Raw genomic sequence first — 24,802 nt, forward strand, 5'->3', positions numbered from 1 at the left:
GGCCTGCCGCCACGCCTGGTCCCAGCTGGTCATCAGCGACAGCGAGAAGGTGAAGAGCACCGCGTCGGATGGCGCGCCGGGGGGCGTCCAGTCCGGTGGCACTTGATCGTCTTGCGTCGTGCCACCTCGAGCATCTCGCCGCTGTGGTCCACGCCGACAACTTGTCCGCTCCGACCGACGGCGGCGAGCAGGCGTGGGAAGTTGAGCCCGGTCCCGCAGCCGATGTCCAGCACCCGGGATCCCTCCCGCAGGTGCAGGGCAGGAATGGCACGCTCGCGACCGACTCCGTAGATCGGCGCCGCCGACACGGGCAAGTCCCGTGGAGTGATGTGACTCGTCACCGTGATTCTCTACGGGTTGTCAGTCAGTGCGGTCGGCGCGTCGGTCACCTCCTGAGCCGGTGTGTCGAGGGCGGTGGGTGCCGGCGGGGTGAGTTGGGCCATCGATTCCTCGGAGAGGTAGCGGCGCTCGGCGACCTGCCATTCGTCGTGGGCCTCGATCAGGACGCAGGTCGCCAGCCGGGTCAGGGCCTGGGGGTTGGGGAAGATCCCGACGACGTCGGTGCGGCGCTTGACCTCGCGGTTGAGGCGCTCCAGCGGGTTGGTCGACCAGATCTCGCGCCAGTGCGCCTCGGGGAAGTCCGCGAACGCGCTGATCTGCTCCTTCGCGTCGCGCAGCATCGTGGCGACAGCGGGGAACTGGGGTGACAGCATGGTCGCGACGATCTCGACGTGCTCGCGCACCAGCGGCCCGGTGGGTTGGGCGAAGATGGTCCGGATCGCCGCCGCGACCATCTCGGAGTGTCCCTTGGGCACCCGGGTCAGGACGTTCCTCATGAAGTGGACCCGGCAGCGCTGCCACCCTGCGCCGATCATCGTCGCGTCGATGGCGTTCATCAAGCCGCGGTGGTGATCGGAGATCACCAACTGCACCCCGGTCAGGCCCCGCTCCCGCAGCGAGCCCGCGCCTTGCCGTAGGTCGCGTCGAGGAAGACGAACGGGAAGGCCTGCTCGGACAGGTCCCGGCCGTTGAACGTCGCGACCTCCTCGTCCAGCTCCCCGCAGATCCTCGAGACCTCGGACTTGGAGATCCCCGACTCCGCCCCGAGAGCGGCGACCAGATCGTCGACCTTACGGGTCGAGACGCCGCGCACGTAGGCCTCCATCACCACCGCGTGCAACGCCACGTCGATCCGCCGCCGCGGGTGCAGCAGCGAGGGGAAGAAAGACCCGGTCCGGGTCCGGGGGATCTTGACCGTCAGGTCCCCGCTGGTGGTCGCGATCGTTTTCTCGCGGCTGCCGTTTCGCTGAGTCGTGCGGGCCTCGCTGCGCTGGTGCGGGGCCGCGCCGATGTGGGCCTGCGCCTCGGCGTCGATCAACGCCTGCAGGATCGTGTGCAGCAGGGTCCGCATCAGCGAACCGTCATCGGCGCTGCGCATCGCCTCGGTCAGCTCGAGCAGGGCAGACTCGTTCAGGGCCATCGGGTGATACCTCTTTCGTGAGTTCCTTGGTCGGTACTCACAGAGCCTCACGCGGTGGCCCCCTCAACGTCATGAGCGACACACACTCACCACCGATCAAGGACCCGAGTTACACCACTCCAGGGGACTTGATCCGCCGACACCGTGTCATACCACGAGGCCGGGTGCGTGTAGCGCGACATGGGACCCTTGCGTTTCGGATAGACGATGGGGCCGGCACTGAGCACCGGACCAGTAGGAGTGCCAGAACGGTGTCGGATCCGATGGTCTCAGCACCGCAAAGCGACGCGGGAAGCATTACCCGTGCTCAGCGGGTTTCCCAGTCGTGACGGCCCCTCGACCCCCCGATGACGCTACCCAGAAGTCGTCCTTCCGAGAGCTGGTGGAGCCCGAGATCGAGGTCCTGTTAAGGGTGGCACTCACCATCACCTCGAACCAGGCCGATGCCGAAGACCTCGTGCAGGAAACCCTGCTGCGCGCCTACCGGGCGATCGATCGCTTCGACGGCCGGCATCCGCGGGCCTGGCTGCTGACCATCCTGCGCAACACGAACGCCAACATGCACCGCCGCCAGCGGCCGGGCACGATCGGCGACTGGGAACTCATCCGGACCGCCAGGCCGGCCTTCGGCAGGGTAGAGCTGCCGAGCGCCGAGGACAGCTTCGTGGACCACGAGATGCACGCGGACCTCGACGCAGCCGTCCGCGCCCTCGACCCCCGCTTCCGGGCTGCTCTCATCCTCGTAGACGTTCACGACCTGAGCTACGCCGAGGCAGCCGCGGTCATGGGGGTCCCCGTCGGCACGGTGATGTCGCGACTAAGTCGCGCACGTGACCGCGTCCGCACGTCGCTCCGATTCAGCCCACTCACCCGAGGAGACCTGTCATGACTGGGACTCTGCGTCAGATGCTGACCTGCAAATGGTCCGCGCGCCGCATCCAGCGCTATCTCGACGCTGACCCTGCTGCCCGGCTGACGCCCGGAGAGATCTCGCGACTCGAGGGGCATCTCGCGACGTGCGAGAAGTGCACCCAGGTCGCCACTGAACACCGTGCCCTGCACCGGGCGCTCTCGCTGTGGTCAGGCGGAACGGGCGTCGACCCTCGATCGGTCGACCGGGTCCGACACTTCCTGTCCACCATCAACGACGAGGACACCGCGTGACCATCGGCCAGCCGACCATTGCCGCCTCGCAGGACGAGCCGTGGGACCTTCTGGTCGTCGGGGGCGGGACAGCCGGGATCGTCGGTGCGAAGACCGCCGCGCGGCTCGGTGCCCGGGTCCTCCTTGTGGAACGCGAGCGCACCGGGGGTGACTGTCTGTGGACCGGCTGCGTCCCGTCCAAGGCGCTCTTGGCCGCCGCGGGCGTCGCCGCCAGCGCTCGCACGGGGCATAAATTCGGCATCGGGGTCGCGGCGGTCTCCGTCGACTTTGCGAAGGTGATGGAGCATGTGCGAGCGACGATCCAGCACATCGCGCCGGTCGATTCTGTCGAAGCACTCGAGAAGGCGTCGGTCTCTATCCGCACCGCAACAGCCCGGTTCACCGGGCCGGACTCGGCCGAGATCGACGGGACGCCCCTGAGGTTTCGTCAGGCACTCGTCGCCACCGGTGCCTCACCGGCGCTTCCTTCCATCCCCGGCCTGAGCGACGTCGACTACCTGACCAGTGCCACTGTCTGGGGGCTGAGCGAGCTCCCCGCTGAGCTGGTGGTTCTCGGCGGCGGGAGCATCGGCTGCGAGCTGGGCCAGGCCTTCGCCCGCCTCGGCAGCAAGGTCTCTGTGGTCGAGGGCGCACCCCGGATCCTGCCTCGCGAGGACCCTCTCGCGGCAGCGGAGCTCGCCCGCGCCCTGGTCGACGACGGCGTCGACCTCCACACCGGCTCAGGAGTCGCCAGGATCGAGCCCACCGCCTCAGGGTGCGGGGTGCTCCACCTCGAGAGCGGGCAGCAGGTGCCGTTCTCGTGCCTCCTGGTCGCTGTCGGACGAGCGCCATGCACCGGCGACGTCGGGCTGGCTGCCGCGGGTGTCGAGGTCGATGACCGCGGCTTCGTCGTGGTCGACGCCCTCCTGCGTACGACCAATCCGCGCATCTGGGCTGCCGGGGACCTCACTGGCCATCCTCAGTTCACCCACACCGCGGGTGTGCACGCGAGCCTGGCCGCGTCGAACGCCATCCTGGGGGTACGCCGTAAGGTCGACCTGACCGCGGTGCCCCGCGTCACCTTCACCGACCCCGAGGTCGCCGCAGTCGGACTCGAGACCGATCGGGTCCCTCCCGGGCTGCGCACCATCGACTGGTCCCACTCCCACGTCGACCGGGCCGTCGCGGAGGGAGCGTCGGGAGGTTTCACCCGTCTCGTCATCGACAATCGCGGCCATGTCCTCGGTGCCACGGTGGTGGGACCGCGAGCAGGGGAGACCCTCGGTGAGCTGACCCTGGCCATCGCCCGGGGACTCACGACCCGCGATCTAGCCGGCGTGACCCACGCCTACCCCACCTACAACGACGGACCGTGGAATGCCGCGATCTCCGACGTCCAGGACCAGCTCGAACGCCCCGCCGCCCAGCGTGCCCTGGGCGCGCTGTCCCGGGCGCGTACATGGTGGGTGAGCCGGGACCACTGACTGGACTGGTCGGCGCGTGACACCGCCGAGATCAGCGAAGTCCGTTGGTCGTTCACGAGACGTGCCTCAAGCCCGCCACGATGCGCTGGGCAGCGCTGACACCGACGACGGCCGCCCACACAGTGGCAATCACCCCGGCGCGGGCGGGGATGACAAGCCACAACGAGTGCACGGCAATGGCCTCGGTCCCCTCCGCGAGAACTCCGAGGAAACTGAGCGAGCGACCATCCGCACGTCGCCGTCCGGTCCGTTCGGCTATGGAGGAGAACGCCAAGAACGCCGTTCCATTGAGGTAGTAGGCCAGAAGGACCAACAGGAAGGGCAACCATTCGGTGCCGAACTGTCGTGTGGCACCGATGGCTACCCCGACCACGGTCGCGCCGTACACGGCAAAGTCGGCCGTGATGTCCAGGAAGCTGTCGGCCTCGGAACCGTGAAATCTGTGTTGCCGTGAGTGGCTTCGCGGCGCCGGCGAACAAGGGGGCCGTCACGTCCGTCCATTGCACGGGGGAACAGCCACAGTCCCAGCGCCCGGTGTTGGCCAACCAATGCTGCACCGCAGCCGCGGCCTCGATCACCGGGTCCTTGGTGGGTGTTCCGCGAAGGACGCGAATCTCCCACCAGCCGTAGTGGGCGACGTAGACGCCCACGAGCAGCAGCACACCACCCGGCGGTGGGAACGACCCGGCCCAAGCGGCGAGCGCCGCGGACGAGCGACTGCTGCGCCAGCGCCAGGCGAGCGCCGCCGTCCCCACCACCAGGGCAGACTGAGCGCCCTGGGGTTTTCCATGCTGTCCTTCCAGCCGGCCGCCCGTAAGGGTGACGAAAGACGATGGACGGGAGGTGACTACCGCACGGTCGGCATCGACGACGTCTGGGGCCGGCTCGAGGCCGGTCTCGGCCAGCGCGTCGCCTGGCAGGCGTTGCAGCTCGGGCAACCCCCGCTGCAACCGCACCGCGTTCGGCATCCGCGTCGATGGCCGCTGGGTGCCGATGTTCGACCCCGACAGCAGCGACGACCCGGCCACCCGGGACTGCGCCTTGGCCACCTCGGCGGCGTGAACTTCGGCGGCACGCCGCCCACCCTGCTGGTGGCGAAGCTGGTGCGGGTTCTCGCCCGGCATCCCAGCGCCGTGAAGGTCGCACTCGGCTGGGTACGCCGTCTGGTCCGGCGGTCGGGAGGGGTACCACGGCTCGTGTCGGCCTGGCGCCGAGGTCGCGTCACCCCGATGACCTACGTGGTGCACCACTTCATGGACGCCGCCGACGTAGTACCGGCCTGGCGGCTGATGCAGGAGGGCCGAGTCGCCGAGGACCCGGCCGTACGGGTGACAGAGGAGCGGCTGTCGGCCTGCACCTGCGAGATGGCCCACCCCGAGACCGCTGAGCTCGTTTCCCCCTGCGTCCAACACTCGGTCCTCGACCCCGGCGAGAACGAGCAGCTGCGCCAGATGCTCCCGCTCAGGGTCCTCGGGTCGGGTTCACGGAGCGCTTGAAAGACCTCGTTGAACGACGCGGTGTCGTCCTCAGCGAGCGGCGACATCCGGGGGCAGTCGACCCGAGACTCCGGTGGCGTACATGTCGAGCGAACACGTGGACCACGTTCTTCCCAGTGTCGACCATCCCGGCAGTCCGGACGGTCCCCGACGCCCAGGCCTGCTGATCTTCGATGTCAACGAGACGCTCTCGGACATGTTGCCCATGGTGAAACGGTTCGAGGACGTCGGCGCCCCGGCCCATCTGTCAACCACCTGGTTCGCGGGGCTGCTGCGCCATGGCTTCGCGCTCACCGCTGTCGGGGCCAGCGACTCGTTCGCCCACATTGCGGCCGAGTCGTTGCGGGTCAGCCTTCACGGCCTCCCCCTGAAGCGTGGGACCGCGGAAGCTGTCACCCACATCGTGGACGGATTCGCAGCCCTTCCGGTCCATGCCGACGTGCCTGACGGCATCAGAGCACTCAGGGGTCTCGGGATCCGGCTGGTGACCCTCGGCAACGGGTCGGCCTCCATTGCCGAGGGGCTGTTCGACCAAGCCAACATCCGCGAGCACTTCGAGCGCTTGCTGACGGTGGAGGACGCCGGCCGCTGAAAGCCCGCTCCCGATGCCTATGCGTATGCATTGCAGCAGTGTGGTGTGGACCCGATGGACGCGATGCTGGTCGCGGTCCACCCCTGGGACATCGACGGGGCCTCCCGTGCGGGACTCGCCACGGCGTGGGTGAGCCGTACTGGTGGGCCCTATCCGGAGTACTTCAGAGCCCCTGACCTCCGGGCGGGGTCCCTGATCAACCTCGCCGACCAGCTGCGCTGAGCGGATGACGCAGCCCCCGGCAGTGCCGGAGCGTCGAGGAGTCTGCCTATGCCTGCGGAACAACGCGGCCGATCGACCTAGTTCAACAGTAGCCACCGTGTGGTCGGCCGCCGTCACTATCGACGGCTCGACCGCGCGGGTGGACCATCGTGGATCGGACTCTGAGAACGGTCCTTCGGTTCGGTTCGGTTCGGTTCGGGCGTCGGGAAGCGTGGATTGGAATGAACTCGTTCACACTGAGGGTGGGCTCAGGGTCCTGGCCGTGACCGCGCAGCAGATGCGCGAGGTCGACCGGGTGGCCGTAGAGGAGATTGGTCCGAACCTCCACCAGATGATGGAGAACGCCGGTCGAAGCCTGGCATCGGTCTGCATGACGATGCTGGGGGAGCGCTGGGCCGGTCGTCCCGTTGTCGTGGTCGCCGGAACAGGAGGCAACGGGGGCGGCGGCATCTGCGCTGCCCGGCATCTGGCGAACCATGGGGCTGACGTCACGGTCGTGGTCTCGGACAGTCGGCGCCTGACCGGCGTTCCTGCCCAACAACTCGCCGCCTACCGGGCCACCAACGGTCGGATCGCCGACCCGCGAGACCTCAGCTCGCTTCAACCAGCTCTCACGGTGGACGCGTTGCTCGGCTACAGCCTCGAGGGGCGCACCGCACGGCGTGGCCGACGACCTGGTCGGGTGGATGTCGAACAGAACGGCCCTGGTGGTGGCACTCGACGTTCCTCAGGGATGGGTGCCTCGACCGGCCACGCCCCGGGGAGCCACATTCGCGCGACCACCCACGGTGACGCTCGCACTTCCCAAGACCGGCCTCCCCGTCGGCGCTGTCGGCGAGCTCTGGGTGGCCGACATCGGCATCCCGCGGGGCGTCTTCGAACGAACGGGGGCCGAGTGCCCACCAGCAGGACTCTTTTCACAGGGATACACCGTGCGTGTGACACGCACCGGAAGGATGCACCTCACGAGTGAGTGCCGCCCGAACGACGACGTTGTTCGGGCGGCACCCGTCAGTGACTCGAGCGTGGAAACCCGACGGTCAGAGCGCCGGAGCGGCCGGGAGGTCGAGCTCGGTCTCGATGAAGTGGTTGAAGTAGTTCGTGAGCAGGTTCAGGGTGACGTGAACGGTCAGCTCGGTGAGCTGCTCATCGGTCCACCCCGCTTCGAGAGCGGCCTGCCAAACAGTGTCTTCGACAGATCCGATGTTGGTGGTGTACTGGCGGGCGAGGGTGAGCAGGGCGTCGAGCTTGGCGTCGAACTCCGCGCCGCCCCGTCGGATGGCGATCATCTCGTCGTTGGTGAGGCCCGCGGCCTTGCCTCCTCCGGTGTGGGCGGCTTGGCAGTAGTTGCACTCGTCGGCGTTGCCCACGGCCAAGGCGATCGCCTCCCGGGTGCGGGCGTCGAAGGACCCGTAGTCGGCAATGACCTGCTGGATGGCGATGTAGCTCTGGAGCACGGCTGGCGAGTGCGCCATCTCGCCGTGAATGTTCAGGACTTTGCCGAACTTCGCCTCCAGTGCCTTCAGCTCGTCGCGGCTCTGCTCTGGGGCGCTCTCGGTCGTGTGGACGGGAATGCGGGCCATGGGTGTTTCTCCTGTGCGTAGTGGACGCGTGGCTGACGTGGGTACAAGCGATCGGTGTCCCGCCTACGTCCCGGAGTGTCGCCTGGACGACACTGTTGGCCAGCCCCGGTCGTGGGACACGGAGGAGAAATGATGCGCAAGCGTGAAGAGCAGTCGGCTGCCTTTCGTGACGCCCTGTGGGTCTCGCGTTGCGTGGGTCGTGCGGAAACGACCCCGCTGCGTCTTGAGGACGTCGAGGGCCTGGCTCGCTTCATCGACGTGCGAACGCTGGCTGCGGGCGAACCGCTCCTGCGTGTGGGGGAGGTGCCAGCCGCGGTGTGCATCGTCCGTGACGGATGCCTGGAGCTGGCGGTACATGGCTCAAGTGGACGGATGGTCATCCAGACGCTGCGAGCAGGTGACATCGACGGTGACATCCAGATCCTGCTCGGGATGCCGATGCCATATGAGACCCGAGCGAACACCGAGACCACCTGTCTCATGGTGGGTCGCCGTCACTTCGAAGAGCTCCTGGCCACCCATCCCCAAGTGTCGCGGCGGTGGCTGACGAGCGTGTCCCAACGTCTCGCGCGATCGCACTCCCGGTTGACCAGTCTCCTGGGACAGCCTCTCGAGATCCAGGTCGCCCACCTGCTTCTGGAGGAACGCGTGGAGGACGTGGTGTCCCTGCCCCAGACAACCGTGGCCGCGCTGCTCGGTGTCCGCCGCCCCTCGGTGAACCGCGTGCTCCGCAAGTTTGCTCGCAGCGGCTTGGTCGAGATCAGCTATGGCAAGGTGCAGATCCTCGACGCCGCAGCGCTGGGCGGCCTCACGGCCAAGCAGTAGTCCGCGGGTTGTGTCATCGAGGTCACACTCCGCGTCGCCGTGTGGCGCGTTTCGGGGGTTCCCTGGAAACGGGGGCGCCCACCTCCGGCCCGAGGAGGCAGGTGATGACGACCGCGTTCGTGCTCTCCGGTGGAGCGAAACCTCGGGGCCGCCCAGGCGGGCACGCTGGCAGCGCTGGGTAAGGCCGGGATTCGCCCAGACCTGATCGGGGGCACCTCGGCCGGCGCCGTGAACGGGGCCCTGAGGCGCCTGCGCAGCAGTCGAGCACGCGCCCGGCAAGGTCCTCATCGATCAGCGAGAAGAACGCCTGGTACTCCAGGAACGAGCGAGACGTGACCAGCATGCTGTCGATGGTAGGGAAGACGACGCTTTCCGCCCGCACGCGTCTCAACTCAACACCGTGTGGCTGCTGGGACTAGGGACCTTTGGACCTGTTGCGTGCCGGTGCAGGGCGTCAGAGTGAGGGTGACCCACTCGAGACAACCGATACGGAAGAAGTCACGTCATCATGACCGCCGCCCCGCTCCGCACCACCCGCGCCACCCACGAGGAGCCCACCGAAACGCGGACGGCAGGTGTCGGCCACGTCTGGCTGGCTGTCACCCGCGTCGGTGTCGGTTTCATCTTCCTGTGGGCCTTCCTCGACAAGATGTTCGGCCTTGGATATTCCACGCCGGCTGCCCGTTCCGTCCTGAACGGCGGTTCGCCGACCAAGGGCTTCCTGTCGAACGTCGACGTCGGACCGTTCCAGGACTTCTTCCGCTCGATCGCGGGAGCGCCCGTGGTGGACATCCTGTTCATGCTCTCTCTCCTCGGGATCGGCGTCGCCATGATCCTCGGAGCAGGCCTGAAGATCGCCGCCATCAGCAATGCCGTCCTCATGCTGGGTATGTGGGCCGCCGAGTGGCCATTGGCCAAGTTGGCCTCTGACGGCAAGGCGAGCGGCTCGACCAACCCGTTCATGGAGTACCACGTGGTCTACGGACTGATCGGCATCGTCTTCGCCTACTTCGCCATCAACTCCAGGTATGGCCTCGGACACTGGTGGAGCAAGCTCCCCATCGTCCGCAAGCACCGGATTCTCCTCTGACTGGAGTCAGCTCGCAGAAGGGACTCGGTTGCCGCCCGCAGGTGGGGCGGCAACCGGGTCCGTTCCCTGATCTCGAACCGGAGCGAACCATTCGACAGGTGACCGCGCTTGTCTGACCGCGTTGACTGACAGGGCAGTTGGGGTCTCACCGGACCGCGGCTCCCACGGCATACCTGGGTGGTGTCCGACTGCACCGTCGGGGACGGGCGGATCGTCGAGATCGCGCATCCGCGGCGCCCGGCGCACACCGGCTCAGGATCTCTGCGCGCGTTCGGCGCCTTGTGTGCGCAGCGACTCCACGGTCCTGGTGACCCGGTTGGCCCTGGTCTCGGGCTTCTTGGCAGCCAGCACCGCCTCGATGTAGCGCCGCTGGTGGCTGTAGGACAGCTCCTCGAACCGGGCGCGCGCGTCCGAGCACTCCGCGAGCGCCGCCGCGAGGTCCTCCGGGACGGCCATGGTCCGCGGGTCCGTGTCGTGCTCTACGTCGACCTCGAGCAGGTCGCCGGCCGACACGCCCGCCCCCGCCCGCGCCTCGGCGTTGACCCCGAGCAGGAAGCGGCCGCCCATCGACGCGATGCTCGTGCGCCAGGTGTACCCGTTGATCGTCGCTCTCACCGGCGGGTGCCGACCGGCTCCGAGTGCGTCCACGATCCCCTCGGGCACCTCGACTCCGGTGGCGGTGCGCCCATGGCTCTCCAGCTCGGCGTGGAACCTCATGACCCGAGTATGCCGTGGTGGCCGGGTGAGCGGTCGGTTCCCAAGCGCCTTCCCGACTAGGCTGCTCCCGTGGCCGAGGACAGCGCGCAGCGGGTGAGTGACCGCGTCCTCACCCTCCCCAACATCCTGTCCATGCTGCGTCTGCTCGGCGTCCCGCTCTTCATCTGGCTCCTCGTGGGCGACCAGATCGTCTGGGCCTTCGTCGTGCTCACCCTGTCGGGGATCTCGGACTACCTCGACGGCAAGATCGCCCGTCACTTCGACCTCGTCTCGCGTCTCGGCCAGCTGCTCGACCCGCTGGCCGACCGGCTCTACATCCTCAGCACCCTGATCGCCCTGGCCTGGCGCGAGATCCTGCCGGTCTGGCTCGTCGTGCTGCTGTTGGGCAGGGACCTCTTCATGGGCATCCTCATCATCGTGCTCAAGCGGGTCGGCCAGACCGGCCTGCCGGTGCACTTCGTCGGCAAGGCGGCCACGTTCAACCTCCTCTACGCCTTCCCGGTGCTGCTGCTCTCCCACATCGACGGGACCGTCGGCGACATCGCCCGACCGATCGGGTGGGCCTTCGCCTGGTGGGGGATCGTCCTCTACTGGATGGCTGCTGGCCTGTATGCCGTGCAGGCCACCTGGTTGCTTCGCGGCCGCTCGGCGACCACCGGTGACACCGGACACGGGCTGCGGTGAGCAGATGAGCGCCCCCGACCGGCGGCCCGACGCCTCGATGACCTTGCTGACCGAGATGATGCAGCGACCGCTCGACCCCGGGTATGCCGCGGCAGCAGGCCGCCGAGAGGCGGACGGACTCCCGCCGGCCACCGGCACCCGCAGCGCGCTCCTCATCGCGACTGCTGTCGTCATCGGTTTCCTGCTCATCGTTGCCGCCCATGCCCTGCGACCCTCGGGCACGACCGCATCACGCGACAAGGCACAGCTCATCGAGCAGATCCAGGGCCGACAGGAGCAGAGCGACGCCCAGTCCGTGACCGCGAACGGGCTGCGCAGCGAGGTCGCCGCCTTCCAGAAGGCCGCCTTGGGCACGGAGCAGTCAGCGCTCACCGACGAGCTGGCGCGGCTGGGCCTGCTCACCGGTGAGCTCCCCGTGGCGGGCCCGGGCCTCACCTTGACGATCAACGACGCCCCGGCCACCGCAAAGGGGGACGGGGGCGTGGACCCCCGGACCAGTGACGGGTTCCTGCCGGGCCGGGTCACCTCGCTCGACCTGCAGCTGCTCACCAACGGGCTCTGGCAGGCCGGGGCCGAGGCGATCTCCGTCAACGGCCAGCGGCTGACCGCCCGCTCCGCGATCCGCTTCGCCGGTGAGGCGATCCTCGTCGACTACCGCCCGCTGAACCCGCCCTACGTCATCAGCGCCATCGGCGATCCCCAGACCCTCTCGACCCGCTTCGCGCTGACGACGGCGGGCAGCTACCTCACGGCGCTCGGGGACACCTACCGCATCCCGTCGACGCTGACGTCCGGGGAGCGGGTCGAGGTGCCGCGCAGCTCCACGCTCGGCCTGACGTTCGCGCGGTCGGACCCGCCCGGCATACCCTCGTCGTCGTCCGCCACGACACTGGGCGGCCCCGGCTCGACCACCGCCCCCCGCGCGACTTCGCCCGCCCCCCAGCCCCCCACCTCGGAGACGACACCGTGATCCCCGCCCTCGGACTGCTCTTCGGCGTCGTAGCCGGGTTGCTGCTGCACCCCGCGGTGCCCCTCTGGCTGCAGCCCTACCTGCCGATCGCGGTCATCGCCGCCCTGGACGCTGTCTTCGGCGGTGTCCGCGCCGTCCTCGACGGGATCTTCAACGACAAGGTCTTCGTCGTCTCGTTCCTGTCCAACGTCGTCGTCGCGGCGTTCATCGTCTTCCTCGGCGACCAGCTCGGCGTCGGCGCCCAGCTCTCCACCGGGGTCGTCGTCGTGCTCGGGGTCCGGATCTTCTCCAATGTGGCCTCCATCCGTCGTCACCTCTTCCACGCGTGAGCGGTGACCCAGCCATGAGCCCCGACCCGACCACACCCGAGCCGGACCGTCCGGACCCACCGACCCCGGACGCACCGACCCCGGGCGCCGGGCAGTCGTCCGCCTGGCGACGCCTCGGCCGGATGTCGGCTCCCCGGCGCACCAAGGCCCAACTCCTCGGGGCCGTCCTCGCCCTCGTCCTGGGGTTCGCCATCGCCACCCAGGTCCAACAGACCCAGGTGGGTGGGCTGGAGACGATGCGTCAGGACGACCTGTTCCGCGTCCTCGGTGACGTCAACCAACGCTCGTCCCGGCTCGACCAGCAGGTCCGTGAGCTGCAGTCCCAACGGGACCAGCTGGCCAACGGCGCCGGGAGCAGCCAGGCCGCGATCCAGCAGGCCCAACGCCGTCTCGACGCCCTGCGGCTGCTCGCCGGGACCGCACCAGCCCAGGGGCAGGGCATTCGGCTGACGATCACCGACCCGGAGGCCAAGGTCACGGCTCCGATGCTGCTGGACGTGCTGGAGGAGCTGCGTGACGCCGGGGCCGAGGTGGTGCAGTACGGCCAGAACCGGGTCACGGCCGGCTCCTTCTTCGTCACGGTCGGCACCGACGTGCAGATCGACGGCCAGCCCCTGCAGCGGCCCTTCGTCATCCTCGCGATCGGGGACAAGCAGACCCTCGCGTCGGCGATGAGCATCCCCGGCGGCATCGTCGAGACGGTCCGTCGCCAGGGAGCCACCGCTGCGGTCGAGCAGCTCGACACGGTCCGGGTGGACGCGTTGCAGACGCCGCGCACGCCTCGTTACGCTCAGCCCGTGCCGGAAGCGGCCACCCCGACGAAGTGAGCCCGACGACGTCACCCCCACGACGCAAGCACGACGAAGAGTCCCCACGCACCCCGACGCCCAAGGAGCGACATGAGCGAGCTCGACTATCCCGACACCCTGCACTACACCTCGGACCACGAGTGGGTGCAGGAGACCGAGGGCGGACGCGTGCGGATCGGCATCACGTCCTTCGCTCAGGACGCCCTCGGAGACGTCGTCTACGTGTCCCTGCCTACGGTGGGGGACACGGTGACCTCGGGGGAGACGTGCGGCGAGGTCGAGTCGACCAAGTCCGTCAGTGACATCTATGCCCCGGTCTCGGGGGAGGTGACGGCCGTCAACGTCAGCCTCGACTCCGCGCCGGAGCTGGTCAACTCCGCGCCCTACACGGACGGGTGGATGTATGAGCTGCAGCCCAGCGACGACGGTGCCCTCGCCGGCCTCATGGACGCGGCAGCCTATCGGGCCAGTATCGACTGACTCCTCGCGCTGGGGTTCCCCACATTTCCTCCCGGTGTGTCTGCCCGGTGATCTAGGGTTCGAGACATACCGAGCAACGAAGGAGAGTTCGCCAGATGTCGGAAGAGACGCCGCGACACAGTGACCCGACGACCATGCGGTTCCAGGGCGTGGGCGAGCACGAGAAGAACGACAACGAGGGCCGTGGCCTCTCCGCCGAGGACCATGCCACGATCGAGGCGCTGCGTCCCGGCACGGCCCTGCTCGTCGTCCTGCGCGGCCCGAACACGGGGGCCCGGTTCCTGCTCGACGACCCGGAGGTCAGCTCCGGCCGACACCCGGACAGTGACATCTTCCTCGACGACGTGACCGTGTCGCGCAAGCACGCCCTCTTCGTGCAGGAGGGGGAGGGGTTCGCGGTCAAGGACGTCGGGTCCCTCAACGGCACCTACGTCAACCGCGAGATCGTCGACCACATGGCGCTCCGCACCGGCGACGAGGTCCAGATCGGCAAGTTCCGGCTGGTCTACTACGCCGGCAAACGCTGAGCGTGTCGCCCCGACCCCGGGCCACGACGTCCATCGGTGGGGTGCTGCACGAGCTGCGGGCGGACTTCCCGGACGTCAGCATCTCCAAGATCCGCTTCCTCGAGGCGGAGGGCCTCGTTGCGCCGCAACGCACGCCGTCCGGCTACCGCACCTTCTCGGCCCAGGACATCGAGCGGCTGCGCTACATCCTCGCCGCCCAGCGCGACCGGTTCTGGCCGCTCAAGGTCATCCGCGAGGCCCTGGACGCCCTGGACCGGGGGTTGACGCCGCCGACCGACGAGCCAGGCGCCGGGCAAGGTCGACCACGGCCGCCGGCGCCGAGCGTCGATCCGGACCTGCCGACGGCCGCCGAGCTGGCGCGACCCGCCCCGCTGCGCCTGACTGCAGCCGAGCTGCAGGAGGCAGCCGGGCTCGACGGCACGACCTTCGAGGCGCTGCAGACCTTCGGGCTGCTACGACCCGGCACGGACGGCCACTTCGACGCCGCCGCGCTGGACGTGGCCCGGGCGGCGGGGGCCCTGGCCGGTTACGGCGTCGAGCCACGCCACCTGCGGCCGTTCCGGACGGCCGCGGACCGTGAGATCGGCCTCGTGCAGCAGATCGTCAGCCCCTCCCGGGCCGGATCGGGCGCTCGGCGAGCGCCGGACCCCACCGCCGAGGTCCTGCGTCAGTGCATCGCCCTGCACACGGCACTCGTGCGCGCCGGCCTGCCGCACTGACGCTTTCCCGAGCAGCCGCGGCATGCGCGAGCACCCGCGGGCATGCGCGGGCAGCGCCTCCGAAGGCTGGGTCGGGACCTCGGCCTCAGCGGGAGCCGAAGCGGGGTAACGTGGTGCCTGTGAAACCGGTCGATGTCCTCGGCGTGCGGGTCGAGATGCCCACCAACCAGCCGATCGTCCTGCTCCGGGAGCGGGACGGCGATCGATACCTGCCGATCTGGATCGGGGCCGCGGAGGCCACCGCCATCGCCTACGCGCAGCAGGGGGTCGTGCCCCCGAGGCCGCTGACCCACGACCTGATCAAGGACATCATCGAGGGCCTGGGTCACAAGGTCACCGAGATCCGGATCGTGGAGCTGAAGAACAAGGTCTTCTACGCGTCCTTGGTCTTCGACGACAACCAGGAGATCAGCGCCCGCCCGTCCGACGCGATCGCGCTGGCCCTGCGCACGTCGACCGAGATCTACGTGGCCGAGGCCGTCCTCGACGAGGCCGGTGTCGCACTCACCCCGGACGAGGACGACGAGGTCGAGCGGTTCCGGGAGTTCCTCGACCAGGTCTCGGCGGAGGACTTTGACAGCCCCGAGAGCCCCGAGCACCCCGACGTGGGCGAGATCCCGCCGCCCAAAGCCTAACTCTCGACTACAGGATTATGGTGACCATCGCGGCTGCGACACGCCCACGGCTCACCGTCCACCGGTCGTTGACGCTGCCCCCCGCGCCCCGTACCGTCAGAGGCGAACCACTCATCTGTAGTTACACGCAGGTCATCAGGAGGTCGCCGTGAATGCCACGGGAGACGCGACGCACGGAACCACGCACGTGCCCGTCGCCGCGCAGGGGATGCTCTTCGACGACGACCTGCCCCACCTCAGCGAGCACACCGGCTACCGGGGACCGACTGCGTGCAAGGCAGCCGGGATCACCTACCGCCAGCTCGACTACTGGGCCCGCACCGGGCTGGTCGAGCCATCCGTGCGCAGCGCCACCGGTTCGGGCACCCAGCGGCTCTACGGCTTTCGTGACATCCTCGTCCTCAAGGTCGTCAAGCGGCTGCTCGTCACCGGGGTCTCGCTGCAGCAGATCCGGGTCGCCATCGAGCACCTGCGCGAGAGGGGCGTCGACGACCTCGCCCAGATCACCTTGATGAGTGACGGCGCGTCCGTCTACGAGTGCACCTCGGCCGACGAGGTCATCGACCTCGTCCAGGGCGGCCAGGGCGTCTTCGGTATCGCGGTGGGCCGGGTCTGGCGCGAGATCGAGGGGACCCTCGCGGCTCTGCCCAGCGAGCGACCCGAAGACGAGACGCCGGCCGCTCACGCCGACGACGAGCTCAGCGCTCGACGGCTCCGCAAGACCTCCTGACCCGGGCCCGCGCGGGCTCGGCTGGTAGGCTGGGATCTGCTGCATAACCCATGTGGGAGAGCCCTCGGGACGGTCGCAGGCCGTCAGCCGGGGCGCCGAAGGGGCAACACCCCGGAACCTCTCAGGCGCCAGGACCACGCGGGTGAGGCAACTCTGGAGCTCCGCACCGCGGTGGTCGACAGAGGGGGAACCGCTTGTCCGCGACGACCGCGACCCCGAGGAGCCCCTCATGTCCACCGACACGACCCCATCCGTCCAGCACCTGCACGCGGCCCCGCCCGCGGCGGACGCCGCTGCTGACCTGAGCGTCGACCGGGCAATGAACGCCTCGGTGCACGCCGGGCTCGCGCCGTTCGTCCAGCGGCACATCGGCCCCACCCCGAGTGACGTCCGCGAGATGCTCGCGATCGTCGGTCAGCCGTCGCTCGACGCGCTCGTCGCGGTGGCGGTGCCCGGCAGCATCCGGGCCGAGCGGGCCCTCCAGCTCGACGCGGCCCCGTCCGAGAGCGCCGTCATAGCCGAGCTGCGGGCGTTGGCCAGTCGCAACATCGTGATGCGCTCGATGATCGGTCTCGGCTACTACGGCACGGTCGTCCCGCCGGTCGTCCAGCGGAACGTCCTCGAGAACCCCGCCTGGTACACCGCCTACACGCCCTACCAGCCAGAGATCTCGCAGGGCCGCCTCGAGGCGCTCCTCAACTTCCAGACCGTCGTCAGCGACCTCACGGGCCTCGACCTCGCGGGTGCCTCCCTGCTCGACGAGAGCACGGCCGTCGCCGAGGCGATGACCCTGATGCGCCGCTCGGCGAAGTCGGCCGAGGACGCGGTCCTGCTCGTGGACCAGCACGCGTTCCCCCAGTCGATCGCGGTGATGCAGACCCGGTCTGCGCCGCTCGGCATTGACCTCGTGGTGGCCGACGTCGCCGGCATCGACTCCGTGGCAGCCCTGCGATCCGCAGCCGGCGAGCGGGACGTCTTCGGCGTCGTCGTCCAGTACCCCGGCGCCGACGGCGAGATCCGCGACATGCGGGCGCTCACCGCCGCCGCCCACGAGCACGGCGCGCTCGTCACCGCCGCGGCCGACCTCCTCGCGCTGACCCTCATCGTCCCGCCGGCCGAGTGGGGCGCCGACATCGCCGTGGGCACCACCCAGCGCTTCGGGGTCCCGATGGGCTTCGGCGGGCCGCACGCGGGTTACATGGCGGTCCGGTCGGGGCTGGAGCGCTCGATGCCCGGCCGCCTCGTCGGGGTCTCCGTCGACGCCGACGGCCACCCGGCATACCGGCTGGCCCTGCAGACGCGCGAGCAGCACATCCGCCGCGAGAAGGCGACCTCCAACATCTGCACGGCGCAGGTGCTGCTCGCCGTCATGGCGAGCATGTATGCCGTATGGCACGGCCCGGACGGCCTCGCCGCCATCGCGCGCCAGGTGCACGACCGTGCCAGGACCCTCGCGGACGGCCTCCGCGCCGGCGGCGTCGACGTCGTGACCACCACCTTTTTCGACACGGTCACGGTCACCGTCCCCGGGCAGGCGGGGACGGTCCGTGACGAGGCGGCGTCGCGGGGCGTCAACCTGTTCCAGGTCGACGACGACACCCTGTCGATCAGCGTCGACGAGACGACGACCGGCGACGACCTACGCGAGGTCTGGGGCGCGTTCGGCGTCACCGGCCCCGAGCCGGAGCGGGCCACCGGCGACCCGGTGTGGGGGAGCGAGTTCGCCCGCACGTCGGACTACCTGACCCATCCCGTCTTCCACTCCCACCGCAGCGAGACGCAGATGCTGCGCTATCTGCGCCGTCTCTCCGACCGCGACTTCGCCCTCGACCGGGGCATGATCCCGCTGGGCTCGTGCACGATGAAGCTCAACGCGACCACCGAGATGCAGGCCGTCACGTGGCCCGAGTTCTCGCAGCTGCACCCATTCGCCCCGGCGGACCAGAACGAGGGGATCCGCGAGCTCGTCGCCGACCTGTCCGCGTGGTTGTGCGAGATCACCGGCTACGACGCGGTCTCGCTCCAGCCCAATGCGGGCTCGCAGGGTGAGTTCGCGGGGCTGCTCGCCATCCACGCGTTCCACGAGGCCAACGGACAGAGCCAGCGACGGGTCTGCCTCATCCCGGCCAGCGCCCACGGCACGAACGCCGCGTCCGCCGTGATGGCCGGGCTCAAGGTCGTCGTCGTCAAGACCGACACCGAGAGCGGCAACATCGACCTGGACGACCTGCGATCCAAGGTCGCCCAGCACGCCGACGACCTCGCGGCGATCATGGTGACCTACCCGTCGACGCACGGGGTCTACGAGGACACCATCGGCGAGCTGTGCGCGCTCGTCCACGACGTCGGCGGCCAGGTCTACGTCGACGGCGCCAACCTCAACGCCCTCGTCGGGCTGGCCCAGCCCGGGAAGTTCGGCGCGGACGTCTCGCACCTCAACCTCCACAAGACGTTCTGCATCCCGCACGGCGGTGGCGGTCCGGGCGTGGGTCCGGTGGGCGTGCGCGCCCACCTCGCGCCCTACCTGCCGAACCACCCGCTGGCGGCGGAGGCCGGGCCGGACACCGGCGTCGGTCCGGTCGCCGGCGCACCCTACGGATCGGCCGGCATCCTGCCGATCTCGTGGGCCTACGTGCGGCTCATGGGTGGGGCGGGGCTGACCCGGGCCACGGAGATCGCCGTGCTCAACGCCAACTACGTCGCGGCGCGTCTGCGTGACCACTTCCCGGTCCTCTACTCCGGGCACGAGGGCATCGTCGCCCACGAGTGCATCCTCGACGTCCGGGAAATCACCCGCCAGACGGGCGTCACCGTCGACGACGTGGCCAAGCGCCTGGTCGACTACGGATTCCACGCCCCGACAATGTCCTTCCCCGTCGCCGGAACGCTCATGGTCGAGCCGACCGAGAGCGAGGACAAGGGGGAGATCGACCGGTTCTGCGACGCGATGATCGCCATCCGCGGCGAGATCGACGCGATCCTGCGCGGCGACGTGGCGGTGGCGGACTCCGTGCTGCGACATGCCCCGCACACGGCCCTGTCGATCGCGGGCGAGTGGGACCACCCCTACGACCGGATCGTCGCAGCCTTCCCGGTCGGGGTCTCGGCTGCGGACAAGTACTGGCCCCCCGTGCGCCGCGTCGACGGCGCCTACGGCGATCGCCACCTCGTCTGCGCCTGCCCGCCGCCCGAGGCCTTCGAGGACTGACCTCCGTCGGCGGGGGGTATCTCCCCGGCTGCGCGCCCCCTCCTCACCACAGAAGGTCCCGCCACACGATGCGGGCCGGTGAGGATCGAGGTGACGGTCATGAGCGGTGTCGAGCAGGCCGGCGCGCCGGTCGCCCGGCTGCGGTATGCCGTGTCGGCTGGACTCCGCCGGGGCTCGGGTGCTCGTGGGCCCGTCCACCCAGGTCCGACCGCACCGGCCGTCACGACGGGCCAGCTCGTGCTGGGCCAGCTGCTGGGGGTCCTAGGCGTCAGCATCATCGACGCCCTCGGGCGACTGAGCGGGGGTGCGCCCGGTTACCGGCGGCAGAACGAGGCCCTGCTGCCCGTGCTCCCGCGACGCTTCTCGGCCGTCACGACCGGCCCGCCCCGGGACAGACGACGGACCACGCCGGCGATGCTGGCCCTCCCGGGGGCGCGGGCCCCGGGAGCCTGACCGCCCCCGCCCCGGGCCCCATCCTGCCGCGACCGAGATCGGGCGCCGCCTGAGACGGAAGTCGGGTCGGGTTTCCGCACCGACGCCTGAGAGCTGATCCGCTGCGTCATCTCGGAGACCTGTCGCCCCTGGGGGGCCACAGGTCTCCGAGATGCCTCCGAAGCCAAGCACGGTGGGCCCGTCGAACTCCGACTCGACGTGGAGGCGTTGCGGATCGCGTGCAGCGCGTCCTCCGGGAGCGGGTCAGGCGGCAGGCGCGTCGACGCCGACGACCCGCACGCTCGAACCCGTCTGCTGCTTGGAGACACTGATCTGGGCCGGAATCCGGGTGCGGAGGTCACTGACGTGGCTGACGACGCCGACGGCGCGTCCGCCCTCCCGGAGTCCGTCCAGGACCGTGAGGACCTGTTCGAGGCTCTCGTCGTCGAGGGTGCCGAAGCCCTCGTCGATGAACAGGGTCTGCAGGTCGAAGCCACCCGCCTCCTCGCGGACGGCGTCGGCGAGCCCGAGGGCCAGCGCGAGGGAGGCCATGAACGACTCGCCACCCGACAACGACGACGTGTCACGCACCTGTCCGGTCCACAGGTCGCGGACGACGAGACCCAGGCCACTGCGCCGCCCTCCCGCGGCGAGCTCGTCGGAGTGCTGCAACTGGTAGCGACCGTCGCCCATGATGGCCAGCCGCTCGTTGGCCAGGACGGCGACCTTCTCGAGCCGGGCGGCAAGCACGAAGGACGTGAGGCGCATCCGCATCGAGTTGTTGCCCGACAGCCCGGCCACCGTGTCCGCGAGGTCGGCGAGCTGGTCGGCGGCGGCAGCGGCCGGGCCCAGGGCCCGCACCTGCTCGGCGAGGACGACGGCGAGGTGACCGAACGCGCGATCGGACTTGTCCGACAGGGTCTGGCGCTGCTGGGCCTGCCTCAGTCTGCCCCGCGCAGCGACGACCTCGGCCTCGGTCGCCTCGAGATCCACGGGCGGCTGATCCATGGCCGACCTGACGTGCTCGTCGGACAAGATGGCGACAAGGGCGGCGTGCTCGTCGTCGACGGCCTTGAGGTGACGGCGCAGCTCGCGCACCGCGTCTGCGGGAAGAGCTGCGGCACGAGCCTGGTCCGGGTCAGGGAAACCGTTGGCAGTCAACGACGTCAGGGTCCCGGCATCGGCGGCGACCTGCTCCACGAGGACCTCGCTTTGTGCCGACAGTGCGGCGAGCAGGTCGCCCGCGTCGTGCAGGACGCGCTCGTGGTGGGCCCCGGTCCGGGTGAGTGGGCCGGGATCCGTGGGGACCAAGGCGCCGGAGCCTGCCACGGTGGCGCGCGGACCAGCCTGGTCGTCGACCGAGGGGCCCGCGTGCACAGCGGGCAGGCACGGGCACGATGCGGCATGGGCGGCCTCGAGCCCAGCGACCTCGACGCAGACCCGCGTCAGCTGCGCGGTCAGCTCGGCTCGGGTGGCCTGGTGCCCGGCCACCTCTGAGAGCAGGTCCTGGGACCGGCTGACCAGTCGGGCCTGTTCCTGCTCCGACTGCAGCACCCCGCTCGTGGCCGACTCGAGCCGGGCCGCCTGACGACGCGCCTCGCCGAGCCGTGCGGTCGCCCCCTGCAGGGAGTCCGAGAGCTGGGTGTCATCCAGCTCTGCCACCCGGATCCCGCGCCCCGCCCCTGCCGAGACCGCCGTCGTGGGGCCGAGCGGCTCAACGGTCTCGTCCTCGACCAGATCGGCGGTGCGGGTGGCCACAAGCTGCTGCTGCGCTGTGAGCTTCGCGGCCTGAGCCATCGAATCGGATCGGCGCTGCTGCCAGCGCAGCTCAGCTGCGGCCACGTCTTCCACCGTGACCGCGTCGCCGTCCGATGCAGGGACGGGGTGCTCGAGCGCGCCACAGACGGCACAGGCCTGCCCGTCGACGAGCGTGCGAGCCAGCTCTCCAGCCATGCCGTCCAGTCGGGCCTGCTGCACCTGCTGGTAGCCGTCGCGGGCGTCCTGCTCGGCGTCCCGGGCGGCGCGGACGAGGTCGCCGAGGCGCTCGGCCGCCGTGGCGGCCCGGCGCAGGTCGAGCCTCAGTCGCTGGACCTGCTCCAGCCGCTCGACCTCGCGCAGCGTCGACTCGACCTCACTCCGCGCGGCGTGCGCTTTCGCCTGTGCAGCAACCAATCCGGCATGGAGGGCCACTCGGACGGTGGCCACGTCCGCCTGCACCGCCGCCTGCGCCCGGGCGGTCTCGAGCGCCGAGGTGACCTCCTGGATCCGTCCCTGCAGCCCGTCGAGCCCCCGCGTGGCACGAACCGCTTCGGCCAGACCCGAGCCGTGCTCCGTCAACGCGTCGACCCAAACCTGCACCGCGGCGAGCTGCGCGCCCGCCACGTCGAAGTCCGTCAGCCGGCCCCGCACCATCGCCAGCTGGGCCGTCACGGCCTCCACCCGGGCACGTACCCGAGCGGACGCGCGCAGGTCGCCGGCGACCGCGTCGGCGCGGGTCGCCGCGTCCAGACGGTCGACCTTCTCCCGATGGGCCACCGCGTCGTCCTCCAGCAGCGCGAGCGCGGCCTGCGCTGCGGCGCCGCGGCGTTGCCGGTCGGCCATGCGCTCGGCGTCAGCCCGGGCCTGCTCCGCGGCCCGCGACGCGGCATCGGCCGCATCGAGCCTGGTCAAGGCGCCCGCGGCGTCGGTCGCCAGCACGACGCGCACCGCGTCGAGGGCCGCGGGGAGGTCCTCCAAGGGGATCGAGACCCAGTCGGGAACCGTGTCGAGCAACCCCGGCGCCACCTCGGCGGCCACGTCCGCCAGCCGGGCCAGGTCGGTCCCCAGCACCGCCCGCGCCGTGGCGACCTCGCTGGCCCGCACCCGTCGCTGCTCGACCAGCCACGCCTCGACGCCGGCATAGGCGGAGATGTCGAAGAGCCGCTCGAGCAGGGCACGGCGCTCGTCGGCGCTGGCTCGCAGGAAGGCGGCGAACTCGCCCTGGGGCAGCAGGACGACCTTGCTGAATTGGGCCAGCCCCATCCCGAGGACCTCGGTGACGATCTCACCCACCTCGTCGGCGCGAGTGCTGCGCACGACCCACCTGCGGTCGACGTGCTCCTCGAGCACCACGCTGGCCTGGGTGCGCGTCTCCCCCTCGCCGCGCTTCTTGGGCCGCATGAACTCGGGGCACCGGGTGATCCGGAAGCGCCGGGTGCCGCTGGTGAAGTCGACGCTCACGGACGGCACGACGTGGCGCTCGGCGTGGTCGCTGCGCAGCGACCGCCCCCCGGTGCGCGCGCCCGGCACCCCGGCATACAGTCCGAAGCAGATCGCGTCGAGCAGGCTCGTCTTGCCTGCCCCCGTCGGGCCCTGGATGAGGAACAGCCCGGCCCGTCCGACGGCGTCGAAGTCGACCTCGACCGTGCCGGCGAAGGGGCCGAAGGCGGTGACCGACAGGTGGTGCAGCCTCATGCGGCCCCCTCGTCGCCGAGGCCGAGCCCGGGGAGCATGGCGCCGAGCTCGTCGGCGCGTTGCGCCCGCGCCACCCGGGACCCGTCGAGGGCCTGACGCAGCAGGGCCTGCTCGCGCAGTGACGCGTTGGCCCCGCCCCGCACGTGGGCAAGGAAGTCGCAGCACACGTCGTAGTCGTCGGTGCGGGTGCCGAGGCGAGCGGCATAGGTGCTCACCGGCGCCAGCGTGCCCTCGGGCTCGAACCGCAGGACGAGGGTGTGCGGAAAGCGGCGCCTCAGCCGGTCCATCGCCCCGAGCGGACGGATGGCGTCGGTGAGGGTGACCTGGCAGTATGCCGTCTCGGCGACGCCGAGCGCCGGGTCACCGAGCAGGTCGTCGAGCCGGCCGCACAGCAGTCGCAGGGACCGCCCGACCGGCGCCTCGACCAGCGTCGTGCGCACCCGGGACCCGTCGAGGTCGACCAGCCAGCTGCCCTTGGTGTGTCGGTGCTCGCTGAACGACATCGCGACGGGGGAGCCGGAGTAGTGGACCCGCTCGGAGAGGCGCTGCGACCCGTGCAGGTGACCCAGGGCGACGTAGTCCGCGGCGGCGAAGACGTCGGGGTGGACGGCGCTGACCCCTCCGACGGAGATGTCCCGCTCCGACTCGCTCGTCGCGCCCCCGGTGACGAAGGCGTGGGCCATGACCACGGACGGGCCAGGCCGCCGTGCGAGGTCGGCCCGGACCCGCGTCATCGCCGCCCGCAGGACACCCGCATGGGTGCGCTCCGCCGCGCCGAGCACCCCCGCGCTGGTGGCAGGCTCGAGGTAGGGCAGGGCGTGGACGGCGACGTCCCCGACCAGGACCGGGTCACCGATCGAGGAGAGCGACGAACGGATGTGCAGGCCCGCACGGGAGAGCAGCCCAGCCGCGAAGCCCAGCCGGATCGCGGAGTCGTGGTTGCCGCTAGACAGAACGACCTGGGCGCCCGCGTCGATGACCCGGGTCACCGCCTCGGAGAGCAGGGTGACCGTGTCGGGCGCGGGCAGGGCCCGGTCGTAGACGTCCCCGGACACCAGCACCGCGTCGACCTGCTCCGAGCGCACCGTCTCGACGAGGTGGTCGATGAACTGCGCCTGCGCGTCGAGCAGCCCCACCTGGTGGAAGGCGCGTCCCAGGTGCCAGTCGGAGGTGTGGATCAGTCTCACGCTCTCG

The 24,802-nt window shown here is 70.2% G+C and carries 26 protein-coding genes, 2 pseudogenes and 1 riboswitch; of the genes and pseudogenes, 21 read left to right on the forward strand and 7 right to left on the reverse strand.

Annotated elements, in window-relative coordinates:
• Positions 1 to 32 precede the first annotated feature (32 nt).
• Positions 33 to 341: a class I SAM-dependent methyltransferase gene (locus ACLL9L_RS15955; protein WP_411285641.1), complete on the reverse strand. Its 309-nt coding sequence runs from the start codon at positions 339 to 341 to the stop codon at positions 33 to 35.
• 9 nt (positions 342 to 350) lie between these two features.
• Positions 351 to 1,480, reverse strand: a pseudogene (locus ACLL9L_RS15960) (transposase).
• 382 nt (positions 1,481 to 1,862) lie between these two features.
• On the opposite strand from ACLL9L_RS15960, the gene ACLL9L_RS15965 reads away from it, so the two are divergent.
• The 3 genes from ACLL9L_RS15965 to ACLL9L_RS15975 are packed head-to-tail and all read left to right on the forward strand — an operon-like array spanning position 1,863 to position 4,107.
• Positions 1,863 to 2,369 carry an RNA polymerase sigma factor gene (locus ACLL9L_RS15965; RefSeq protein WP_411285642.1) on the forward strand — a complete coding sequence of 169 codons (507 nt, stop codon included), beginning with the start codon at positions 1,863 to 1,865 and terminating at the stop codon, positions 2,367 to 2,369.
• Positions 2,366 to 2,644, forward strand: coding sequence for a zf-HC2 domain-containing protein (locus tag ACLL9L_RS15970; RefSeq protein ID WP_411285643.1), 279 nt, complete (start codon positions 2,366 to 2,368; stop codon positions 2,642 to 2,644). The genes ACLL9L_RS15965 and ACLL9L_RS15970 overlap by 4 nt, the downstream gene beginning before the upstream one ends.
• On the forward strand, positions 2,641 to 4,107 hold the full coding sequence (locus ACLL9L_RS15975; RefSeq protein ID WP_411285644.1) for a dihydrolipoyl dehydrogenase family protein: 1,467 nt from the start codon (positions 2,641 to 2,643) through the stop codon (positions 4,105 to 4,107). Before ACLL9L_RS15970 ends, ACLL9L_RS15975 begins: the two co-directional genes overlap by 4 nt.
• Before the next feature lie 52 nt (positions 4,108 to 4,159).
• Here the strand turns inward: ACLL9L_RS15975 and ACLL9L_RS15980 are convergent, their stop codons facing one another.
• On the reverse strand, positions 4,160 to 4,495 hold the full coding sequence (locus ACLL9L_RS15980) for a hypothetical protein (protein WP_411285645.1): 336 nt from the start codon (positions 4,493 to 4,495) through the stop codon (positions 4,160 to 4,162).
• A 400-nt stretch (positions 4,496 to 4,895) separates the two neighbouring features.
• On the opposite strand from ACLL9L_RS15980, the gene ACLL9L_RS15985 reads away from it, so the two are divergent.
• The 4 genes and pseudogenes from ACLL9L_RS15985 (at position 4,896) to ACLL9L_RS16000 (ending at position 7,390) form a co-directional block, all read left to right on the forward strand.
• Positions 4,896 to 5,603, forward strand: coding sequence for a hypothetical protein (locus ACLL9L_RS15985; protein WP_411285646.1), 708 nt, complete (start codon positions 4,896 to 4,898; stop codon positions 5,601 to 5,603).
• A gap of 196 nt (positions 5,604 to 5,799) precedes the next feature.
• Positions 5,800 to 6,195: a hypothetical protein gene (locus ACLL9L_RS15990; protein ID WP_411285647.1), complete on the forward strand. Its 396-nt coding sequence runs from the start codon at positions 5,800 to 5,802 to the stop codon at positions 6,193 to 6,195.
• A 12-nt stretch (positions 6,196 to 6,207) separates the two neighbouring features.
• Positions 6,208 to 6,417: pseudogene (locus tag ACLL9L_RS15995) on the forward strand (haloacid dehalogenase type II); the annotation flags it as partial.
• Positions 6,418 to 6,793: 376 nt separating this feature from the next.
• Complete coding sequence (locus ACLL9L_RS16000; protein ID WP_411285679.1) at positions 6,794 to 7,390, forward strand: NAD(P)H-hydrate epimerase; 597 nt, start codon at positions 6,794 to 6,796, stop codon at positions 7,388 to 7,390.
• Between the two features lie 67 nt (positions 7,391 to 7,457).
• Here the strand turns inward: ACLL9L_RS16000 and ACLL9L_RS16005 are convergent, their stop codons facing one another.
• Positions 7,458 to 8,000 carry a carboxymuconolactone decarboxylase family protein gene (locus ACLL9L_RS16005; RefSeq protein ID WP_411285648.1) on the reverse strand — a complete coding sequence of 181 codons (543 nt, stop codon included), beginning with the start codon at positions 7,998 to 8,000 and terminating at the stop codon, positions 7,458 to 7,460.
• Positions 8,001 to 8,132: 132 nt separating this feature from the next.
• Between ACLL9L_RS16005 and ACLL9L_RS16010 the strand changes: the two genes are divergently transcribed.
• From ACLL9L_RS16010 to ACLL9L_RS16020, 3 genes are all read left to right on the forward strand, one after another.
• Positions 8,133 to 8,825: a Crp/Fnr family transcriptional regulator gene (locus ACLL9L_RS16010; protein ID WP_411285649.1), complete on the forward strand. Its 693-nt coding sequence runs from the start codon at positions 8,133 to 8,135 to the stop codon at positions 8,823 to 8,825.
• A gap of 129 nt (positions 8,826 to 8,954) precedes the next feature.
• The gene (locus ACLL9L_RS16015) at positions 8,955 to 9,161 is read left to right on the forward strand and encodes a patatin-like phospholipase family protein (protein WP_411285650.1); all 207 of its coding nucleotides are present in this window, start codon (positions 8,955 to 8,957) and stop codon (positions 9,159 to 9,161) included.
• A 172-nt stretch (positions 9,162 to 9,333) separates the two neighbouring features.
• Positions 9,334 to 9,915, forward strand: coding sequence for a DoxX family protein (locus tag ACLL9L_RS16020; protein WP_411285651.1), 582 nt, complete (start codon positions 9,334 to 9,336; stop codon positions 9,913 to 9,915).
• Between the two features lie 252 nt (positions 9,916 to 10,167).
• Here the strand turns inward: ACLL9L_RS16020 and ACLL9L_RS16025 are convergent, their stop codons facing one another.
• Positions 10,168 to 10,632, reverse strand: coding sequence for a YdeI/OmpD-associated family protein (locus tag ACLL9L_RS16025; protein WP_411285652.1), 465 nt, complete (start codon positions 10,630 to 10,632; stop codon positions 10,168 to 10,170).
• 69 nt (positions 10,633 to 10,701) lie between these two features.
• On the opposite strand from ACLL9L_RS16025, the gene ACLL9L_RS16030 reads away from it, so the two are divergent.
• The 11 genes from ACLL9L_RS16030 to ACLL9L_RS16080 all read left to right on the forward strand — a co-directional run bounded on the left by ACLL9L_RS16030 (position 10,702) and on the right by ACLL9L_RS16080 (position 20,176).
• The gene (locus ACLL9L_RS16030) at positions 10,702 to 11,316 is read left to right on the forward strand and encodes a CDP-alcohol phosphatidyltransferase family protein (RefSeq protein WP_411285653.1); all 615 of its coding nucleotides are present in this window, start codon (positions 10,702 to 10,704) and stop codon (positions 11,314 to 11,316) included.
• A gap of 4 nt (positions 11,317 to 11,320) precedes the next feature.
• Positions 11,321 to 12,286 (forward strand): DUF881 domain-containing protein, encoded by a 966-nt coding sequence (locus tag ACLL9L_RS16035; RefSeq protein ID WP_411285654.1) that lies wholly within the window; start codon positions 11,321 to 11,323, stop codon positions 12,284 to 12,286.
• Entirely contained in the window at positions 12,283 to 12,615 is a 333-nt protein-coding gene (locus tag ACLL9L_RS16040; protein WP_411285655.1) for a small basic family protein, read from the forward strand. Before ACLL9L_RS16035 ends, ACLL9L_RS16040 begins: the two co-directional genes overlap by 4 nt.
• A gap of 14 nt (positions 12,616 to 12,629) precedes the next feature.
• Positions 12,630 to 13,442 carry a DUF881 domain-containing protein gene (locus ACLL9L_RS16045; protein ID WP_411285656.1) on the forward strand — a complete coding sequence of 271 codons (813 nt, stop codon included), beginning with the start codon at positions 12,630 to 12,632 and terminating at the stop codon, positions 13,440 to 13,442.
• Positions 13,443 to 13,514: 72 nt separating this feature from the next.
• On the forward strand, positions 13,515 to 13,904 hold the full coding sequence (gene gcvH / locus ACLL9L_RS16050; protein WP_411285657.1) for a glycine cleavage system protein GcvH: 390 nt from the start codon (positions 13,515 to 13,517) through the stop codon (positions 13,902 to 13,904).
• A gap of 95 nt (positions 13,905 to 13,999) precedes the next feature.
• Positions 14,000 to 14,431 (forward strand): FHA domain-containing protein, encoded by a 432-nt coding sequence (locus tag ACLL9L_RS16055; protein WP_411285658.1) that lies wholly within the window; start codon positions 14,000 to 14,002, stop codon positions 14,429 to 14,431.
• 2 nt (positions 14,432 to 14,433) lie between these two features.
• Complete coding sequence (locus tag ACLL9L_RS16060; protein ID WP_411285659.1) at positions 14,434 to 15,150, forward strand: MerR family transcriptional regulator; 717 nt, start codon at positions 14,434 to 14,436, stop codon at positions 15,148 to 15,150.
• A 119-nt stretch (positions 15,151 to 15,269) separates the two neighbouring features.
• Positions 15,270 to 15,785: a bifunctional nuclease family protein gene (locus ACLL9L_RS16065; RefSeq protein WP_411285660.1), complete on the forward strand. Its 516-nt coding sequence runs from the start codon at positions 15,270 to 15,272 to the stop codon at positions 15,783 to 15,785.
• A 208-nt stretch (positions 15,786 to 15,993) separates the two neighbouring features.
• Positions 15,994 to 16,515, forward strand: a complete 522-nt coding sequence (locus ACLL9L_RS16070; protein ID WP_411285680.1) for a MerR family transcriptional regulator — start codon at positions 15,994 to 15,996, stop codon at positions 16,513 to 16,515.
• Between the two features lie 43 nt (positions 16,516 to 16,558).
• Positions 16,559 to 16,662, forward strand: a riboswitch (glycine riboswitch).
• Positions 16,663 to 16,834: 172 nt separating this feature from the next.
• Positions 16,835 to 19,723 (forward strand): aminomethyl-transferring glycine dehydrogenase, encoded by a 2,889-nt coding sequence (gene gcvP, locus ACLL9L_RS16075; RefSeq protein WP_411285681.1) that lies wholly within the window; start codon positions 16,835 to 16,837, stop codon positions 19,721 to 19,723.
• 99 nt (positions 19,724 to 19,822) lie between these two features.
• Positions 19,823 to 20,176: a hypothetical protein gene (locus ACLL9L_RS16080; RefSeq protein ID WP_411285661.1), complete on the forward strand. Its 354-nt coding sequence runs from the start codon at positions 19,823 to 19,825 to the stop codon at positions 20,174 to 20,176.
• A gap of 243 nt (positions 20,177 to 20,419) precedes the next feature.
• Here ACLL9L_RS16080 and ACLL9L_RS16085 read toward each other — a convergent pair whose 3' ends face one another.
• Together ACLL9L_RS16085 and ACLL9L_RS16090 are read right to left on the reverse strand one after the other, a co-directional pair.
• Positions 20,420 to 23,608 carry an AAA family ATPase gene (locus ACLL9L_RS16085; RefSeq protein ID WP_411285662.1) on the reverse strand — a complete coding sequence of 1,063 codons (3,189 nt, stop codon included), beginning with the start codon at positions 23,606 to 23,608 and terminating at the stop codon, positions 20,420 to 20,422.
• Positions 23,605 to 24,795: an exonuclease SbcCD subunit D gene (locus ACLL9L_RS16090; RefSeq protein WP_411285663.1), complete on the reverse strand. Its 1,191-nt coding sequence runs from the start codon at positions 24,793 to 24,795 to the stop codon at positions 23,605 to 23,607. The genes ACLL9L_RS16085 and ACLL9L_RS16090 overlap by 4 nt, the downstream gene beginning before the upstream one ends.
• Positions 24,796 to 24,802: the final 7 nt, after the last annotated feature.

The sequence above is a fragment of the Lapillicoccus sp. genome, from assembly GCF_046595215.1.
Classification (GTDB): domain Bacteria; phylum Actinomycetota; class Actinomycetes; order Actinomycetales; family Dermatophilaceae; genus Lapillicoccus.

Coding starts and splice junctions, on each gene's coding strand:
- ACLL9L_RS15970 (WP_411285643.1), top strand. CDS start 2,366: ATGACTGGGACTCTGCGTCAGATGCTGACCTGCAAATGGTCCGCGCGC.
- ACLL9L_RS15985 (WP_411285646.1), top strand. CDS start 4,896: ATGCTGTCCTTCCAGCCGGCCGCCCGTAAGGGTGACGAAAGACGATGG.
- ACLL9L_RS15990 (WP_411285647.1), top strand. CDS start 5,800: ATGTTGCCCATGGTGAAACGGTTCGAGGACGTCGGCGCCCCGGCCCAT.
- ACLL9L_RS16000 (WP_411285679.1), top strand. CDS start 6,794: ATGCTGGGGGAGCGCTGGGCCGGTCGTCCCGTTGTCGTGGTCGCCGGA.
- ACLL9L_RS16005 (WP_411285648.1), bottom strand. CDS start 8,000: ATGGCCCGCATTCCCGTCCACACGACCGAGAGCGCCCCAGAGCAGAGC.
- ACLL9L_RS16010 (WP_411285649.1), top strand. CDS start 8,133: ATGCGCAAGCGTGAAGAGCAGTCGGCTGCCTTTCGTGACGCCCTGTGG.
- ACLL9L_RS16020 (WP_411285651.1), top strand. CDS start 9,334: ATGACCGCCGCCCCGCTCCGCACCACCCGCGCCACCCACGAGGAGCCC.
- ACLL9L_RS16025 (WP_411285652.1), bottom strand. CDS start 10,632: ATGAGGTTCCACGCCGAGCTGGAGAGCCATGGGCGCACCGCCACCGGA.
- ACLL9L_RS16035 (WP_411285654.1), top strand. CDS start 11,321: ATGAGCGCCCCCGACCGGCGGCCCGACGCCTCGATGACCTTGCTGACC.
- ACLL9L_RS16045 (WP_411285656.1), top strand. CDS start 12,630: ATGAGCCCCGACCCGACCACACCCGAGCCGGACCGTCCGGACCCACCG.
- gcvH (WP_411285657.1), top strand. CDS start 13,515: ATGAGCGAGCTCGACTATCCCGACACCCTGCACTACACCTCGGACCAC.
- ACLL9L_RS16055 (WP_411285658.1), top strand. CDS start 14,000: ATGTCGGAAGAGACGCCGCGACACAGTGACCCGACGACCATGCGGTTC.
- ACLL9L_RS16070 (WP_411285680.1), top strand. CDS start 15,994: ATGCTCTTCGACGACGACCTGCCCCACCTCAGCGAGCACACCGGCTAC.
- gcvP (WP_411285681.1), top strand. CDS start 16,835: ATGAACGCCTCGGTGCACGCCGGGCTCGCGCCGTTCGTCCAGCGGCAC.
- ACLL9L_RS16080 (WP_411285661.1), top strand. CDS start 19,823: ATGAGCGGTGTCGAGCAGGCCGGCGCGCCGGTCGCCCGGCTGCGGTAT.
- ACLL9L_RS16085 (WP_411285662.1), bottom strand. CDS start 23,608: ATGAGGCTGCACCACCTGTCGGTCACCGCCTTCGGCCCCTTCGCCGGC.